Origin of the sequence: Micromonospora sp. B9E7 (assembly GCF_039871815.1) — a bacterium.
Lineage (GTDB): Bacteria > Actinomycetota > Actinomycetes > Mycobacteriales > Micromonosporaceae > Micromonospora.
Genome location: NZ_JBDPLX010000019.1, coordinates 49,498 through 63,976, shown reverse-complemented (window position 1 = coordinate 63,976; position 14,479 = coordinate 49,498). Strand labels below are relative to the sequence as shown.

Here is a 14,479-nt window from a genome sequence, read left to right as displayed (position 1 = left end):
CGCCCGACCAGGCTGCTGGTCGGGCGGCTCGCGTTCCGGCCCACCGCGCGGTCGGGTCCGGTCTTCGCTCAGCCGGCGAAGAACTCCGGGCCGCCGTCCGGCAGCGCCGGTGCCTCGCCGATCGCGGTGGCCCGCCGGGCCCACTCGCGCAGACCGGCGACCTGGCGTTCACCGAGGGAGAAGTCCAGGGTCCGGAAGTACGTGGCCAGGGTTGCCGCGTCGAACGTCTCCCAGCGCGCCGCCGCCGCGGCGACCTGGTCCAACTCGGCCAGGCAGAGGTCCCGCGAGCGCAGGAAAGCCTCGTGCACCTCCTTGACCATGCCCGGGTGGGCGGCGGCGAAGTCACGGCGGACCGCCCAGACCGCGAAGACCATCGGCAGCCCCGTCCACTCCCGCCACGCCTGCCCGAGGTCGGTGACGGTGAGACCCCGCTGCGGCGCCTCGTAGTACGCCCGGAGCGCCACGTCCCCGATCAGCACCGCGGCGTCGGCCTCCAGCAGCATCTGGGTCAGGTCCGGCGGGCAACGGAAGTACTCGGGCCGCACGTTGTACTGCTCGGTGAGCAGCAGCTGGGCCAGCATGACCCCGGTCCGCGACGTCGAGCCGAGCGCCACCCGGGCGCCGTCCAACTCGTCGAGGGGTCGGGTGGAGACCATGTTGACCGAGAGCACCGGCCCGTCACTGCCCACCGCCAGATCCGGCAGGAGCAGCAACTCGTCGGCGTGCTTCAGGTACTCCAGCAGCGTGATCGGACCGATGTCGAGGTCCCCGGCGACCAGTGCCGCGCTCAACCGGTCCGGCGAATCCTTGTGCAGGTCGACGTCGAGCAGGGCACCGGAGCGCATCAGACCCCAGTAGATCGGCAGGCAGTTCAGGAACTGGATGTGCCCGACCCGCGGGCGTGCGATGCGCTCAACCATGACCCGACCGTATCCCCGGCCTCCCGCGCCGGCTCGGCGGGCCGGCCCGAAGTGGCCAACCCCGCACCGCGGTGTCGCCCGTCGGCCTCGCCCGACGACGGCCGTCGTACCGCGCGGGCAACGACCGGCACGAAGACCAGCACCACCAGGAGACCCGCCACGCCCGCTCCGGCGATCAGTGGGCGGGGCGGAACAGCCGTGAGCAGCGCGCCGCCGATCAGATAGCCGGCCATCGAGCCACCCTGCACCGCCGCGCCGTAGCTGGCGTACGCCCGGCCGCGCATCGCCTCCGGCACCCGGCGGCTGGTGAGCAGGTTGGCGAAGACGTTCTCGCCGCCGTTCGCCGCGCCAGCCACCAGCCAGAGCGGCACCAGCACACCGGCCGTCGGCACCCCTGCGGCGAACAGCACCAGCAGGCTGCACACGGCCAGGCTCACCAGTACCCCACGGATGAGAGCCGCGTCGTCGTCGAACCGGCGGGCGAGTCGCGCGGCGAGCCAGCTACCGGGCAGCATGCCGGCCATCCAGGCCGCACCCACCAGGCCGTAGGTGGTCGCCGAACCGTGCAGCGTCTCCCGGATGAAGAAGACCTCGATCACGTTGATGCCGCCGATCGCCGCGATCACCACCGCGGTGCTCGTGACCATGACCAGCATCAGCGGGTCACGACGCAGTCGCCAGCCCAGGTTCGTACCCCTCGGGTCGGCCGTGCGGTCAGGGCTGGACCCTCCCGCCTGCCCAGCCACGACGGCGGCGGGCCGCCGGCCTCCACGCCGGGTCCGCAGCAGCAGGCCCGCGACCACCAGCGCCAGGTAGGTCGCGGCATCGAGAAGCAGGGGTACGCGGGTGCCGAACTGCCCCACCAGCAGGCCGGCCAGCACCGGCCCACCGAGCGCGCCGAGGGAGACGGCGTTCTGACTGATCGCACTGGCCCGTGGCAGGTCAGCGGGGCGGACCATCGCTGGCAACAGCGCCGCCAGGCAGGGCTGGGTCACCGCGAGCCCGCAGGCGAGCAGCGCGACGAGGCTCACGACCACGATCGGGTGCTCGGCGACGGCGAGCAGCGTGCAGATCACCGCCTGCGCAAGACCAACGGTCACCAGCAGTGCGCGGCTGTCCACCCGGTCGACGAGCCGACCGGTGAGCGGGGCGAGCACGACCAGAGGCAGGGTGGCCGCGAGCAGGAGCCCCGAGACGGCAAGTCCTCCCGCACCGGCACCCTGCAACGCCAGCGCGAGCGCGGTAGCGGCCAGAAAATCGCCGCAGATCGTGGTGCCACGCGCGGTGGCGGCGAGCCAGACGTCCGGCCAGCGCGATGCCTCAGTTGTGAAGGACATACTTCGAAAATAATCCTTCACAACTTGTTCGCGCAAGGGGCGTCAGGCCAGCGGCACCGTCCGGTACTGCACAGCGACCGAACGCGCCCCCGAGGGCGGATCGGCCTGACGCCGTCGCGCCTGGTACGGCCGAAGCAGCGCCATGACCGCCTCGTTCAGCCCGCTCAACTCCTCGGCGGTCAGCAGCAGCAACGTGTCGGTGAACAGCGCCGTGTCGTACCACTCCGCCGGCTCGTCCCCGGCGCGCCGCAACCAGTCCCGGGTCCGCTCCATACCCCGGACCGCATGCGCCTCCACCAGCGCCTGCTCCGCGGCGCGCGCCTCAGGCCCGGCATCACGACCGGCCTCGACCAGCACACTCGAACTCGACACGCGCCACAGCCGCTCGCGCGCGTCCCCACGACTCGGCGCCTGCTCGACCAGACCGAACTTCGCCAACGCCCGCAGGTGATAACTGGTGGCGCTCGGCGACAGCCCGACGATCTCGGCGCACTCGGTGGCAGTCCCGCCGCTCTCGCGGCTGTTCAGGTACTCCATGATCGCAATCCGGGCCGGATGCGCCATCGCCCGCATCACCTGCGGGTCACTGATCGTCATCCGACGTGAATCGGGGCGGGCATCGGTCATGACCCCATGATCCCGGCCGGCCTCCCGACCCGCCACCACCCCCGCGTCGGCCGACCTGGCCTCTTCGGCGATCGCCCCAGCTTTCGACAGCAGCCCAGGCGGCGTGGCACACGGGGGTGGCGCGGCGCGGGCCGCACGGGCAAGCAGCGCGGGCGGGCGGCACGCGGCGGGCGGCACGCGGCAAGCAGCGCGGGCCAGCGGCACGCGGCGGGCGGCGTGGGCGATGCCGCGCTCGCGCATTGCTCTGCCCGGAGCTTGCCCACGGGGCCCGTCACGTCCGTCCGCCGCGTCCGTCCCGCCCTGCGCCGCGCCCGCCGTCGACCCTGCCGCCTCACACCTCCGCACAGCGAACAGCAGCCGGCCGACCGAGACGACCCGACAATGCATCTGGTCAGCATTGATCAACGCGGATCGAAAGTGTCGTACATGCGTTCTATTCTGTCTTCATGTTGAGGGCGTTGGCGCAGGCAGGCGATGCCGTCGACGACTGCGCCCACGCCTCGCTGTGGGGGCTCGCCGACGACGAGTTGCTCGCGTCGCTCGACGCGGCGCACGTGCTGGCGCAGCGGCTGGCCACCGTCCAGCTCGGCCTGGTGCGCGAGTTGGACAGTCGCGGCCTGGCGGTCGCCCAGGGCGCCTCGTCCACTGCCACCTGGCTGCGGGAGCGGCTCCGGCTCACCAGTCGATCCGCCCGCCAACTGGTCCAGCTCGCCAGCACCGTCGACGACGCCCCACCGGCGGTGCGTGACGCGCTGCTCAGCGGTGCGATGTCCGTCGAGCAGGGTCGGGTGGTGGCCGAGACGATCGCCGCCCTTCCACCGGAGGCCGGCCCGGAGGTGGCGGACAAGGCCACCCAGCTGCTGGTCGACTGGGCCGACCGCTTCGATCCGACCATCCTGAGCCGGCTCGGGGAGCGCGTCCTCACGCACGTCGCACCGGACCTGGCCGACCAGGCTGAGCTGGCCGCCCTCAAACGCGCCACCGAGCGCGCCGAGGCCCGCCGGCATGTCACGCTCTCCGAGCAGCAGAACGGGCAGGTACGCCTCAGCGGCAACCTCGACACGGAAACCGCCAGCCTGCTGCGAGAGGCGATCGATCCGCTCTGCACCCCGGCCGGTGAGCACGATGACCGCAGTCCTGGCCAGCGCCGGGCGGATGCGCTGGGCGAGGTCTGTCGGCTCGCGCTGCGCACCGGTGAGCTGCCCGACAACGGTGGCGACCGGCCGCAGCTCGTGGTGACCGTCTCGCTGGACGAGTTGGTCAACGGCGTACGCGCCGGCACCCTGGAGACCGGCGAATCCCTCACGCCCGGCGCGATCCGCCGTCTCGCGTGCGACGCGGGCGTGCTGCCTGCGGTGCTGGGCGGCAACAGCCAGGTCCTGGACGTCGGACGTCAGCGCCGGCTCTTCAGCGGGCCGTTGCGCCGTGCACTGGTGCTACGCGACGGCGGCTGCGCCTTTCCTGGCTGTGATCGGCCGCCCCGATGGTGCGATGGTCACCACGTCCGGCACTGGGCGGACGGTGGTGTGACAGCACTGGGCAACGCCGTGCTGCTCTGCGGTTACCACCACCGGCTCGTCCACCGCGGCGACTGGACGATCCGCATCGCGCCCGACGGTCGACCCGACTTCCTCCCGCCCAGCTGGCTCGACCCGCTGCGGAGACCACGGCGCAACCTCTACCACCGGCGCTGCTGATACCGGCAAACATGCCTCCGCCACCCCGACACCGGGACCAACCACCTGGGTCGATCCTCGACGCCACCAGCACATCGGCGCGCTCACACGTCCGCGCTCCCCTACCCGCCCGCCTCACCCCTCCCCGCGTTCGCCTGCCCGCGCTCGCGCAGCCCTGCCCTTCCACCTCACCCCTCCCCGCGTTCGCGTGCCCGCGCTCGCGCCCTGCCCTTCCACCTCACCCCTCCCCACGTTCGCGTGCCCGCGCCCGGGCAACCCTGCCCGGCGACACCCGGACCACGGCACCGGCCGACACGCCAACATCCACAGCACCGGCCGAGCCGCCGACAGGCGCACCAACGGCACCGCCCACCCCGGCGACACCCACATCACAAGCGCCGGCCCACCGGGGCGACACGCGCACCAGTGCACCGCTCGCCCGGCGACACGCCATCTCGCACGGGTGGTCGTGTGGGTAATTCGGTGGAAGGAACCGCGGTGGGCGCGTAGGGTTGCAGGCCGCTTGACGGCCAAGGTGAGCTGCACCGGAACGGACGTCTTCGCGCCGGGCCGGCGGCCATCCGCCCCCGGACACGCGAGCGCGCAGCAGATGTGAACGATGGGACGTCAGCATGCCCGCACTTGATCTCGACACCCACCTCGACACGGATCTGTCCGCCGAACGCGCTCACCTCGCCACCTCGCGGGCAGCGCTACGCCGGATGCGGGAGCGGGCCGAAGCTCTCTTCGCCAGCGGTGACCAGGTTGCCGGCGATGCCTACGCAGCCGAGACGCTCGGCCGCACACTGGCCCGCCGGGTGGCCGAGCTGGCGGACGACCCCACCACGCCGCTCTTCTTCGGTCGCCTCGACTTCGCGGGAACGGTGAATCCCGAAACCACCGACAGCGATACCACGGACAGCGACACCAAAGGCAGCGACACCAAGGACAGCGACACCAAAGGCAGCAGCACCACCGGCAGCCAGACAACCAGCAGCAAAACCACCGACGGTCGAACCGCCAGCAACGCGACAGCCGATGACACAGCCACCAGCGGCAGCGGCAGCGGCAGCGGCAGCGGCAGCGGCAGCGATCATGACGGCCGGCGGTACCACGTGGGGCGGCGGCACGTTACCGACGAACGCGGCGAACCGTTGGTGCTGGACTGGCGGGCGCCGGTCTCCCGGTCGTTCTACCGAGCCAGCGCCCGGGATCCGCAGGGGGTGGCGGTCCGGCGGCGGTTCGGGTTCAGCAACGGGGTGCTGACCAGCTTCGAAGATGAGCGGTTGGATCGGGGCGAGGAACTCGGTACGACCAGTCGGATCCTCACCGCCGAGATCGAGCGGCCGCGCGTCGGGCCGATGCGGGACATCGTCGCCACCATTCAGCCGGAGCAGGACGAGCTGGTTCGGGCCGACCTGGCCGACTCGATCTGCGTGCAGGGCGCACCGGGCACGGGGAAGACGGCGGTCGGGCTGCACCGGGCCGCGTACCTGCTCTATCTGCACCGGGAGCGACTGCGGCGGGCGGGCGTGCTGATCGTCGGGCCGAACCGGGCGTTCCTGTCGTACATCGCGGCGGTGCTGCCGGCGCTCGGCGAGGTCGAGGTCGAGCAGGCCACAGTGGAGGAGCTGATTTCTCGGGTGCCGGTGCGGGCGGTCGAGGTGCCGGCGGTCGCCGCACTGAAGCACGACGTACGCATGGCGCGCGTGCTGCGACACGCGGTGCGGGCACAGATTGGTACGCCGACCGAGTCGATCACCGTGTCGGACGGTTCGTTCCGGTGGCGGATCGGGTTGGAGCCGTTGCACCGGATCGTCGAGGAGACGCGCCGGGAAGGGCTGCCGTACAGCACCGGCCGGGAACGGGTCCGGGCCCGGGTGGTGAGCCTGCTGCAACGGCAGGCCGAAGCCCGCCGGGCCGAGTCGCCCGGTGATGCCTGGCTGCGCCGGATGGGCCGCTGCCGACCGGTCACCGACTTCCTGGACGCGGTGTGGCCGGCACTCACTCCGGAAGGGCTCGTACACGGCCTACTCTCCGACCCGGGTCGACTCGCCGTAGCGGCGGACGGCCTGCTCGACGACGCCGAGCAGGCCCTACTCGTGTGGGAGAAGCCGGCTCGGACCCCGAAGGCGACCCGCTGGACCGCCGCCGACACGGTGCTGATCGACGAGGCGGCCGGGCTGCTCGAACGACCCTCCGGGTTCGGGCACGTGGTGGTGGACGAGGCACAGGACCTGTCCCCGATGCAGTGTCGGGCCATCGCCCGCCGCAGCGAGCACGGCTCGATCACCCTTCTCGGTGACCTCGCCCAGGGCACCGCGCCGTGGGCGGCCACGGACTGGAAGGTCTCCCTTGCCCACCTGGGCAAGCCGGACGCTGTGGTGGTCCCGTTGACGATCGGCTTCCGGGTGCCCGCCGCGGTGGTCGCGTTCGCGAACCTGCTCCTCCCGGCGCTCGCGGTGGACGTACCGCCGGCTGAGTCGCTGCGGCACGACGGCGGCCTGGACGTGCGTACCGTGACCGACCTGACCTCGGCGACGGTGGCGGAAGTGCGTGCGGCCCTCGCGCACGACGGCTCGGTGGGTGTGATCGCCGCGGACGACGCGGTCGACGGGCTGCGCGCGGCGCTCGCCGACGCCGGTGTCGCGACCGCGACCGCCGACGACGTGGCGACCGCGGAGCGGGTCACCGTGGTGCCCGCGACGTTGGTCAAGGGCCTGGAGTACGACCACGTGGTGGTGGTCGAGCCGGCCGCGATCGTCGCGGCCGAACCGCGCGGGCTGCACCGGCTGTACGTGGTGCTCACCCGGGCGGTGTCCCGACTGGCGGTGCTGCACCACGAGCCGCTGCCCGCGCCGCTGCCGACGGAGCCGCTGTCGACGGAGCCGCTGCCGACGGCGCCGCTGTCGACTGCGCAGCACTGATCGGGCCAGCCACTGACGAGGGCCAGCTGCCGACAAGGGCTGGCGCCCCGCGCCGGGTCAGCACGCCGCCAAGGCCGGCGAACCGCGCGGGTCCGGACGCCGCCAACCGCAAACCCACCGCGCGGGTCAGCACCCCGCCAAGCGCAAACCCACCGCGCGGGTCAGCACGCCGCCAACCGCAAACCCACCGCGCGGGTCAGCGGCCGGTGAGGGCTGCGGCGATCTCGCGCAACGGCTTGCCGGACTCGGCGATCGGCACGATGAATGCCAGCCAGGAGCCGTCGGTGAACTCGATCCGGAGTCGCTTGGGGTTGAGCCGGTGCCAGCCCACCCGAGCGTTGGCCACGGCGGCTCGGGGCGCCGACCAGACCACCTGGGTCTGGGCTGCGGCCCTCTCGTCGTCGGCCTGGCTGGACCAGAGCTTCGTCGGCCCGGAGGCGCACACCAGTAACCGCCGGTCGGTGACGGCGAGGATGGTGTCCTCGATCGTGGTCGCCGGCGGCACCGGGCGTCGGGAGTGTTGCAGGGCGGACGCGGCCGAACCCGGCGCGCCCCGCCCGGCGACCCCGTAGATGATGCGGTCGACGAGCCGGTCTCCCGCCGAGAAGGAGATCAACGGCGAGATCAGGTTGAGCAGGACGCCGGAGACGACGCCACCACGACCGCCGGCGGACGACTCCGGGCTCCCGGTAGCGGGCATCTCTGCCGGTCGGGCACCCTGGGCGATCTCCGTCTTCGCGACGGCGAGCACACGTTCGCCCGGCTCGACGAGCTGGCTGAGTCGTTCCTGGTAGCTGTTGTCCGTCACCGGCTCAGTACCAATCCGGGCGGTCGTCGGGCACCTGGCCGCCTCCAGCCGGTCGACTACTCTCGGCCGGTCGACTGCTCTCGGCTGGTCGACCGCCGCCAGGCGCGTCGGCGATCACCTCACCGACCAGTTCGCGGACCCGGGCGGCGGCCGCCTCCTGGGCACGCTTGGCGGCGGCGGTGAACTCCTCGGCCAGGGTGTACGAGTCGAGGCGCATCGCCCGGGCGTTCACCTCGGTCGAGACGATCGTGCCGTCCGCCGCAGCGGTGACCCGGACCAGGCCGGAGTCGCTCACGCCCTCGGCGGTGCTGTCTTCCAGCTCGGTCATCTTGCCGGCCAGCTCGCGCTGCCAGCTGTCCAGGTTGCGGGCCAGCGCCTCGATGCGGTCCAGACCGGGAAAGGTCATGTCGGTCCCCTCAGGTCAGGATGGAGTCGAAGACATTCTGCACGCCCTTGGTGTAGGGGCCCAGATCCTCGCGGTACGTGCCGTCCACCAGGTAGTTGCGATCCTTCGTGCCGTCGGAGATGTCGTGCAGGCCGACGCCGGTGTCCAGAAGGGCGCCACCGATGCCGGGGATGTTGACCGGGGACACCTGGTTGATCACGAACTTGCCCGGGAAGAGCGTCTTGAACTTCTCGATCTGGAACGCCCTGCCCTCGGCCGTCCAACCGGACTTGTTCCACACCTTGTACGCCTTCTTCGCCTTGCGGATCTCCAGGACCGCGCGGCGGTAACGCATCAGCAGCGCGGCGACCTCCTGCATCTTGGCGGCCAGCTTCGTCAGGATCTCGGCGAACCGCGCGACGATCTTGACCATCCGCCCGACGGTGGTGGCGAGCCGCGCCAACACCCGGACGACCGTCGCCGCGAGCGAAATGCCGGCGCTCAGCGCCGCTGCCACCGCCGCGATGATCACCTCGGTGAGGAACCAGAGCAGGAACTCGAGGATCAGCTCGACCAGCAGGTTGAACGCGTCGACTGCGGCGTTGGCAGCGTCGACCAGCACCTCCTTGGTGCCGTCCAACCCCTTGGCCAGTTCCTCGATGGCCTCCTCCACCGACTCCATCGAGGCGTGGAAGCTCTCGGCGGCATCACCCGACCAGGCCCCCCGGAGGCGGGCCCGGTGCTGGATCTGCTCACCGGCGATCTCGCGGACCGCCGCGCCGGTGTCGAGGCAGAGCTGAGCGGCGCGCATCAGATCGTCCGGCTCGCCGGCGACGAGTTCGAGGAGCTGCTCGAAGGGCCAGAGCACCGCATTGGACAGCGGCTTGAACGGATCGGGGGTGCCGGAGACGATCTGCTCGAAGTAGGTCTTGTTGCGCGTCAACGCCTCGGTGCTCATGCCGGCACCTGCCCGCTCGCGCCGCCGGGAGACGAGGTGCCCGGCGACCAGGGGCCCGGTGCGATGACGTCGGGAGCGGCCGGGCGGCCGGGCACGAACATGTCGGTGTTGGCCACGTCGGTGCCGGTGTAGGCGCCGGCGGTGTCGTCGAGCCCCTCGGCGATGTCCGCCATCACCTCGGCACCGTCTGCCAGCCCTTGCAGGCACGCCTCGAACTGCTCGGCGTACGCCGCCGCGAGGCTGAACGACGCCGGCATCACCCCGAACGCGTGCCGGGGCACGTGCCCTTCGCCGAAGGAGCGGTGCAATTCGCGAAAGCGCGCCGCCCGGTCGGTGGACGCCTTGGCGAACGCCGTCAGCGCCTCCGGCTGGACCTCCAGCTCTCTGCTCGGGCTCGACACGGACCCTCCCCTGTGTCCTGTGCGACGGATCAGCCGCTACGACTCCCCACCATAGGCACTGCTCGCCGCACTCGGTGACCCCGCCCGCGACGTCGGGGGCATCGCGGCTGGACTTTGTGCCGTAAAGTAGTTTGCGTGGACCTAGACGATGACCTTCCACCCCCCGACGCCGCGGCGGCGCTGCGGCTGATCCAGGACCAGCGGTCCGCGGCGGCACGCCGGATCCAGCCCGACGCCCGCCTGCTCTACTGGCCGTGGGGAGTCGCCTGGCTGGTCGGCTTCGGGCTCTTCTTCCTGCAGTTCTCCCCCGGCGAGAGAGAGTTGCTCCGACTGCCGGGCTGGCTGCCGCTGGCCGTCCTCTTCGCGCTGCTCCTGGCCGCGGCCGCGGTCCAGGCGGTGGTCAGCACCCGGGCCTACGGCCAGTTGAGCGGAGACTCCGCGCGGCGTGGCGGCTGGTACGGGTGCGCCTGGGGCCTCGGATCGGTGAGCGTCTACGCGGGGCTCGGCCGGATCACCGAGCACCTGCCACACGACCTGGCGGCGCTGCTCTGGTCGGCGACGGCTGTCGGGCTGACCGGCGCGTTGCACATGGCCGGCGGAGCGATCTGGCTGGACCGGGACCTGTTCCGGCTGGGCGTCTGGATCAGCGTGATCAACCTGGCCGGCGCGTTCGCCGGGCCGGGCTGGCACGCGCTCGTCGTGTCGGTGGCCGGCGGCGGCGGGATCCTGGTGGCCGGCGCACTCGCCCGGCGGCGACAGCGACTCCGGTCGTGACCGAACTGGACCCCGTGATCCACGTGCAGGCCCGGCTGCGGGTGGTCGCCACTCTCTCGGCGCTCGACGACGGCGACAAGATCACCTTCCCCCGGTTGCAGGAGCTGCTGGGAATGACCGCCGGCAACCTCTCGGTGCACCTGCGCAAGCTGGAGGACGCCGGCTACGTGGAGATCAGCAAGACCCACCGTGGACGCACCCCGGCGACTCTGGTCCGACTGACCCGGCGGGGTCGGCTGGCGTTCGAGGAGTACACCGCAGCGATCCGCGCCCTGCTCGACCCCACCCCGTCGAAGGAGTTTCAATGACCCTCGCCCGCGCCGACCAGGCCAGCCGCCGGTACGGCGACGTCCTCGCCCTCGACCGCGTCGACCTCGAAGTCTCCGCCGGTGAGCTGGTCGGCCTCCTCGGGCCGAACGGCGCCGGCAAGAGCACCCTGATGAACCTCCTGGTCGGCCTGCGTCGCCCCAGCTCGGGGCGGGTCGAGCTGTTCGGTGGCGACCCCCGCGATCCAGCGAGCCGGCGGCAGATCGGGGTCACCCCACAGGAGACCGGCCTGCCGGGCACGCTGCGCGTCGGCGAGGTCGTCGACTTCGTCTCCGCGCACTACCCCGACCCGATACCCCGCGCCGAACTGCTCGACCAGTTCGGCCTGGGCGACCTTGCCCGACGGCAGACCGGTGGGCTCTCCGGAGGGCAACGCCGTCGACTGGCGGTGGCGTTGGCCTTCGTCGGCCGACCCCGGTTGGTGCTGCTCGACGAACCCACCACCGGCCTGGACGTCGCCGCCCGGCACACCCTGTGGGACGCGATCCGGGCATTCCACGACGACGGCGGCACCGTGCTGCTGAGCAGCCACTACCTGGAGGAGGTGGAGGCGCTGGCCCACCGGGTGGTGGTGATCGGGCAGGGCCGGGTGCTCGCCGACGACACGGTGGACGCCGTGCGCGGCATCGTCGGCGTACGCCGGGTCAGCCTCGTCGCCGACCACCTGCCCGACCTGCCCGGGGTCGTCCGCACCGAGCGGATCGACGGCCGGCTGCACCTGCTCACCACCGACGCCGACGAACTGGTCCGAGCGCTGGTCACGGCCGGAACGGCCTTCACCGACCTGGAGGTACGACCGACCTCGCTGGAGGAGGCGTTCCTCGCCATCACCAGCGGGGGCGGGTCCACCGCGGACCAGGCCACCGCCGAGGACCAACCCGCCACCGCCGTCACCGGCGGCCGACCCACCACCGTCTGAGGAGGCCGCCGTGCAGCTCGCTCTGATCCACGCCCGATACCAACTCCTGGAGATCATCCGGATTCCGGTGGCGGTCTTCGGGAGTGCCTTCTTCCCGGCCGCCGCCATGATCTTCTTCGTGGTGCCGTTCGCCGGCGACGACTCGGCCGGCGCCACCTTCGCCACCGCGTCGATGATCACCTTCTCGGTGATGAGCGCCAACATCTTCCAGTACGGCGTCGGTGTCGCCGAGGACCGCGACCAGCCGTGGAACCCGTACACCCGGACCCTGCCGGCCGGGCCGGCACCCCGCTTCGCCGGCCGCGTGCTGGCCGGGCTGGCGCTGACGTACCTCTCGCTGATCCCGGTCGTCGTGATCGGCGGGACACTGACCGCGGCCCAGGTGACCCCGGCGGCGTTCCTGCTGACCATCGGGACCGTGGCCGTCATCTCGGTGCCGTTCACGCTGATGGGTCTCGCCATCGGCTACTCGCTGCCGAGCAAGGCGGCGATCGTCGTCGCGCAGGTCGTCTTCCTGCCGCTGGCGTTCGGCGGCGGGCTGCTCTCCGCGCCGGGCGACGCACCCGGGTTCATCGAGACGATCGCGCCGTTCCTGCCCACCAGGGGCGCGGCCGAGCTCATGTGGGCGGCGGTCGGCGACTACCGCGTCCAACCGTTGGCGCTGATCATGCTCGGTGTCTGGGTGGTGGTCCTCGCCGCGCTCGCCGGCTGGGCGTACCGACGGGACGAGGGTCGCCGGTTCAGCTGACGATTCGTCCGTTTCCGCCCCGAGCTGCGGCGGGACGGTGCCAGGATTCCGGCAGGGGACCGCAATGGTCGCCCCGGCCGAGAGGGGTCTTGACGTGAGCACCGTCCCGCCGGGTACGCCCTGCTGGGCCGACCTGGCCACCCCGGACCTGGGCGACGCGCGACGCTTCTACCCGGAGCTGTTCGGTTGGACCGGCCGGGTGACGCCGGAACCCGAGGCGGGCGGCTACACGGTCTTCCTGCTCGACGGCAGGCCGGTCGCCGGAGCCGGGCCGCCAGCGATCCCGGACCAGGTGCCGATCTGGTCGACGTACGTCGCGACCGACGACGCCGAGCTGGTCGCCGGACGGGTCGAACGGGCCGGCGGGCAGGTCGTCGTGCCGCCGTTCGAGGTCTTCGACCGAGGCTGGATGGCCGTCTTCGCCGACCCGGCCGGCGCCACCTTCAGCGTCTGGCAGCCGCTGGCGATGAGCGGCGCCGAAGTGTTCAACGTGCCGGGCGCGATGAGCTGGAACGAACTTGTCACCCCCGACCCGGAGGGCGCGAAGGTCTTCTACGAGCTGGTGTTCGGCTGGCAGCCGGACGACCAGGCGGTAGGTCCCATGACGTACACCGGCTGGCGGCTCGGGACACAGATCGTCGCCGGGATGATGCCGCCGCTGGCCGACGACTTCCCGGCTGACCTGCCCGCGTACTGGACGGTGTACTTCGCCGTGACCGACGCGGACGCCGCCGCGGCCCGCGCCGCCGAGCTGGGCGGCACGATCCTGGTCCCGCCCCGCGACATCCCGGCGGGCCGGTTCGCCGCCCTACGCGACCCCCAGGGCGCCCTCTTCTCCGTCATCGACCTCGGCCCCTGACCCACGAGCCCCGCGGGGGGTGGGCCGGACGGGAACCACCAGGGGGCCGTGGGTGCCGGGGACCACCCGGACGCTGGCCCGGTAGTGGGTGGCGAGCAGGTGTTCGGTCAGCACCTCGGAGGGGGTCCCGGCGGCCACCACCTGACCGCTGGCGAGCATCACCATCCGGTCGGCGTACTCGCCGGCCAGGGAGAGGTCGTGCATCGTGGCGAGGACGGTCAGGCCGTGCTCACGGCGTAGCTGGTCGACGAGTTCCAGCACCTCCTGCTGGTGACCGATGTCGAGTGCGCTGGTCGGCTCGTCGAGCAGCAGCAGTGTCGCGCCCTGGGCGAGCGCTCGGGCGAGGAACACCCGCTGCCGTTCGCCGCCGGAGAGGGTGGCCAGCTCGCGACGGTGGAAGCCGGTGAGGTCCAGCCGCCCGAGCACCTCGTGCACGGCGTCGAGGTCGGCCGTCGACTCCCGGCCCAACGTCGGGATGTACGGGGTCCGGCCGAGCAGCACGTAGTCCAGCACCGACATGCCGGGCGGCACCACCGGGGACTGCGCCACCGTGGCCACCACCCGGGCGCGGTCCCGGCGGCGCAGCGCTGTGCTCGGCGTACCGAAGAGGGTGATCGCCCTCGGCGCGGGCAGCAGGCCGCCGACGGCGCGCAACAGGGTCGACTTGCCGGCGCCGTTCGGGCCGATCACGGTGACCCACTCGCCCACGGCGACGGTGAGGTCGACGCCGGTCAGGATCGGCGTGCCGCCGAGGTCGACGTGCAACCCACGCACCTCGACGGCCGGCACGCCGCCGGACGGACCGGCGACGGA

The 14,479-nt window shown here is 72.1% G+C and carries 15 protein-coding genes; 7 read left to right on the top strand and 8 right to left on the bottom strand.

What is annotated here, in order from left to right:
- Nucleotides 1-68 precede the first annotated feature (68 nt).
- Genes ABGB10_RS25550 through ABGB10_RS25540 form a run of 3 tightly spaced genes read right to left on the bottom strand, consistent with a single transcriptional unit; the run spans nucleotide 69 to nucleotide 2,884 of the window.
- Complete coding sequence (locus ABGB10_RS25550; RefSeq protein WP_347663493.1) at nucleotides 69-920, bottom strand: menaquinone biosynthesis protein; 852 nt, start codon at nucleotides 918-920, stop codon at nucleotides 69-71.
- The gene (locus ABGB10_RS25545; protein WP_347663492.1) at nucleotides 872-2,257 is read right to left on the bottom strand and encodes an MFS transporter; all 1,386 of its coding nucleotides are present in this window, start codon (nucleotides 2,255-2,257) and stop codon (nucleotides 872-874) included. The genes ABGB10_RS25550 and ABGB10_RS25545 overlap by 49 nt, the downstream gene beginning before the upstream one ends.
- A 42-nt stretch (nucleotides 2,258-2,299) precedes the next feature.
- Nucleotides 2,300-2,884, bottom strand: coding sequence for a winged helix-turn-helix domain-containing protein (locus ABGB10_RS25540; protein WP_347663491.1), 585 nt, complete (start codon nucleotides 2,882-2,884; stop codon nucleotides 2,300-2,302).
- A 446-nt stretch (nucleotides 2,885-3,330) separates the two neighbouring features.
- Here ABGB10_RS25540 and ABGB10_RS25535 point away from each other — a divergent pair, with 446 nt between their 5' ends.
- Together ABGB10_RS25535 and ABGB10_RS25530 are read left to right on the top strand one after the other, a co-directional pair.
- Nucleotides 3,331-4,581: a DUF222 domain-containing protein gene (locus ABGB10_RS25535; protein WP_347663490.1), complete on the top strand. Its 1,251-nt coding sequence runs from the start codon at nucleotides 3,331-3,333 to the stop codon at nucleotides 4,579-4,581.
- Between the two features lie 611 nt (nucleotides 4,582-5,192).
- Complete coding sequence (locus ABGB10_RS25530; RefSeq protein ID WP_347663489.1) at nucleotides 5,193-7,487, top strand: AAA family ATPase; 2,295 nt, start codon at nucleotides 5,193-5,195, stop codon at nucleotides 7,485-7,487.
- 196 nt (nucleotides 7,488-7,683) lie between these two features.
- On the opposite strand, the gene ABGB10_RS25525 is transcribed toward ABGB10_RS25530, so the two are convergent.
- From ABGB10_RS25525 to ABGB10_RS25510, 4 genes are read right to left on the bottom strand one after another with little or no spacing between them, the layout of a single operon-like run.
- Nucleotides 7,684-8,295, bottom strand: coding sequence for a hypothetical protein (locus tag ABGB10_RS25525; protein ID WP_347663488.1), 612 nt, complete (start codon nucleotides 8,293-8,295; stop codon nucleotides 7,684-7,686).
- 4 nt (nucleotides 8,296-8,299) lie between these two features.
- On the bottom strand, nucleotides 8,300-8,701 hold the full coding sequence (locus ABGB10_RS25520) for a YbaB/EbfC family nucleoid-associated protein (protein ID WP_347663486.1): 402 nt from the start codon (nucleotides 8,699-8,701) through the stop codon (nucleotides 8,300-8,302).
- Between the two features lie 10 nt (nucleotides 8,702-8,711).
- The gene (locus ABGB10_RS25515) at nucleotides 8,712-9,638 is read right to left on the bottom strand and encodes a WXG100 family type VII secretion target (RefSeq protein WP_347663485.1); all 927 of its coding nucleotides are present in this window, start codon (nucleotides 9,636-9,638) and stop codon (nucleotides 8,712-8,714) included.
- The gene (locus tag ABGB10_RS25510; RefSeq protein ID WP_347663484.1) at nucleotides 9,635-10,039 is read right to left on the bottom strand and encodes a type VII secretion target; all 405 of its coding nucleotides are present in this window, start codon (nucleotides 10,037-10,039) and stop codon (nucleotides 9,635-9,637) included. Before ABGB10_RS25510 ends, ABGB10_RS25515 begins: the two co-directional genes overlap by 4 nt.
- Nucleotides 10,040-10,174: 135 nt before the next feature.
- Here ABGB10_RS25510 and ABGB10_RS25505 point away from each other — a divergent pair, with 135 nt between their 5' ends.
- The 5 genes from ABGB10_RS25505 to ABGB10_RS25485 all read left to right on the top strand — a co-directional run bounded on the left by ABGB10_RS25505 (nucleotide 10,175) and on the right by ABGB10_RS25485 (nucleotide 13,666).
- On the top strand, nucleotides 10,175-10,813 hold the full coding sequence (locus ABGB10_RS25505; RefSeq protein ID WP_347663483.1) for a transporter: 639 nt from the start codon (nucleotides 10,175-10,177) through the stop codon (nucleotides 10,811-10,813).
- A complete protein-coding gene (locus ABGB10_RS25500; RefSeq protein ID WP_347663482.1) occupies nucleotides 10,810-11,121 on the top strand; it encodes a transcriptional regulator in 312 nt (103 codons plus the stop codon). The genes ABGB10_RS25505 and ABGB10_RS25500 overlap by 4 nt, the downstream gene beginning before the upstream one ends.
- Nucleotides 11,118-12,059, top strand: coding sequence for an ABC transporter ATP-binding protein (locus tag ABGB10_RS25495; protein ID WP_347663481.1), 942 nt, complete (start codon nucleotides 11,118-11,120; stop codon nucleotides 12,057-12,059). The genes ABGB10_RS25500 and ABGB10_RS25495 overlap by 4 nt, the downstream gene beginning before the upstream one ends.
- Nucleotides 12,060-12,069: 10 nt before the next feature.
- Nucleotides 12,070-12,807, top strand: coding sequence for an ABC transporter permease (locus ABGB10_RS25490; protein WP_347663480.1), 738 nt, complete (start codon nucleotides 12,070-12,072; stop codon nucleotides 12,805-12,807).
- 94 nt (nucleotides 12,808-12,901) lie between these two features.
- A complete protein-coding gene (locus ABGB10_RS25485) occupies nucleotides 12,902-13,666 on the top strand; it encodes a VOC family protein (protein WP_347663479.1) in 765 nt (254 codons plus the stop codon).
- Here the strand turns inward: ABGB10_RS25485 and ABGB10_RS25480 are convergent.
- On the bottom strand, nucleotides 13,616-14,455 hold the full coding sequence (locus ABGB10_RS25480) for an ABC transporter ATP-binding protein (protein ID WP_347663559.1): 840 nt from the start codon (nucleotides 14,453-14,455) through the stop codon (nucleotides 13,616-13,618). The two genes, ABGB10_RS25485 and ABGB10_RS25480, sit on opposite strands and share 51 nt — an antisense overlap.
- Nucleotides 14,456-14,479: the final 24 nt, after the last annotated feature.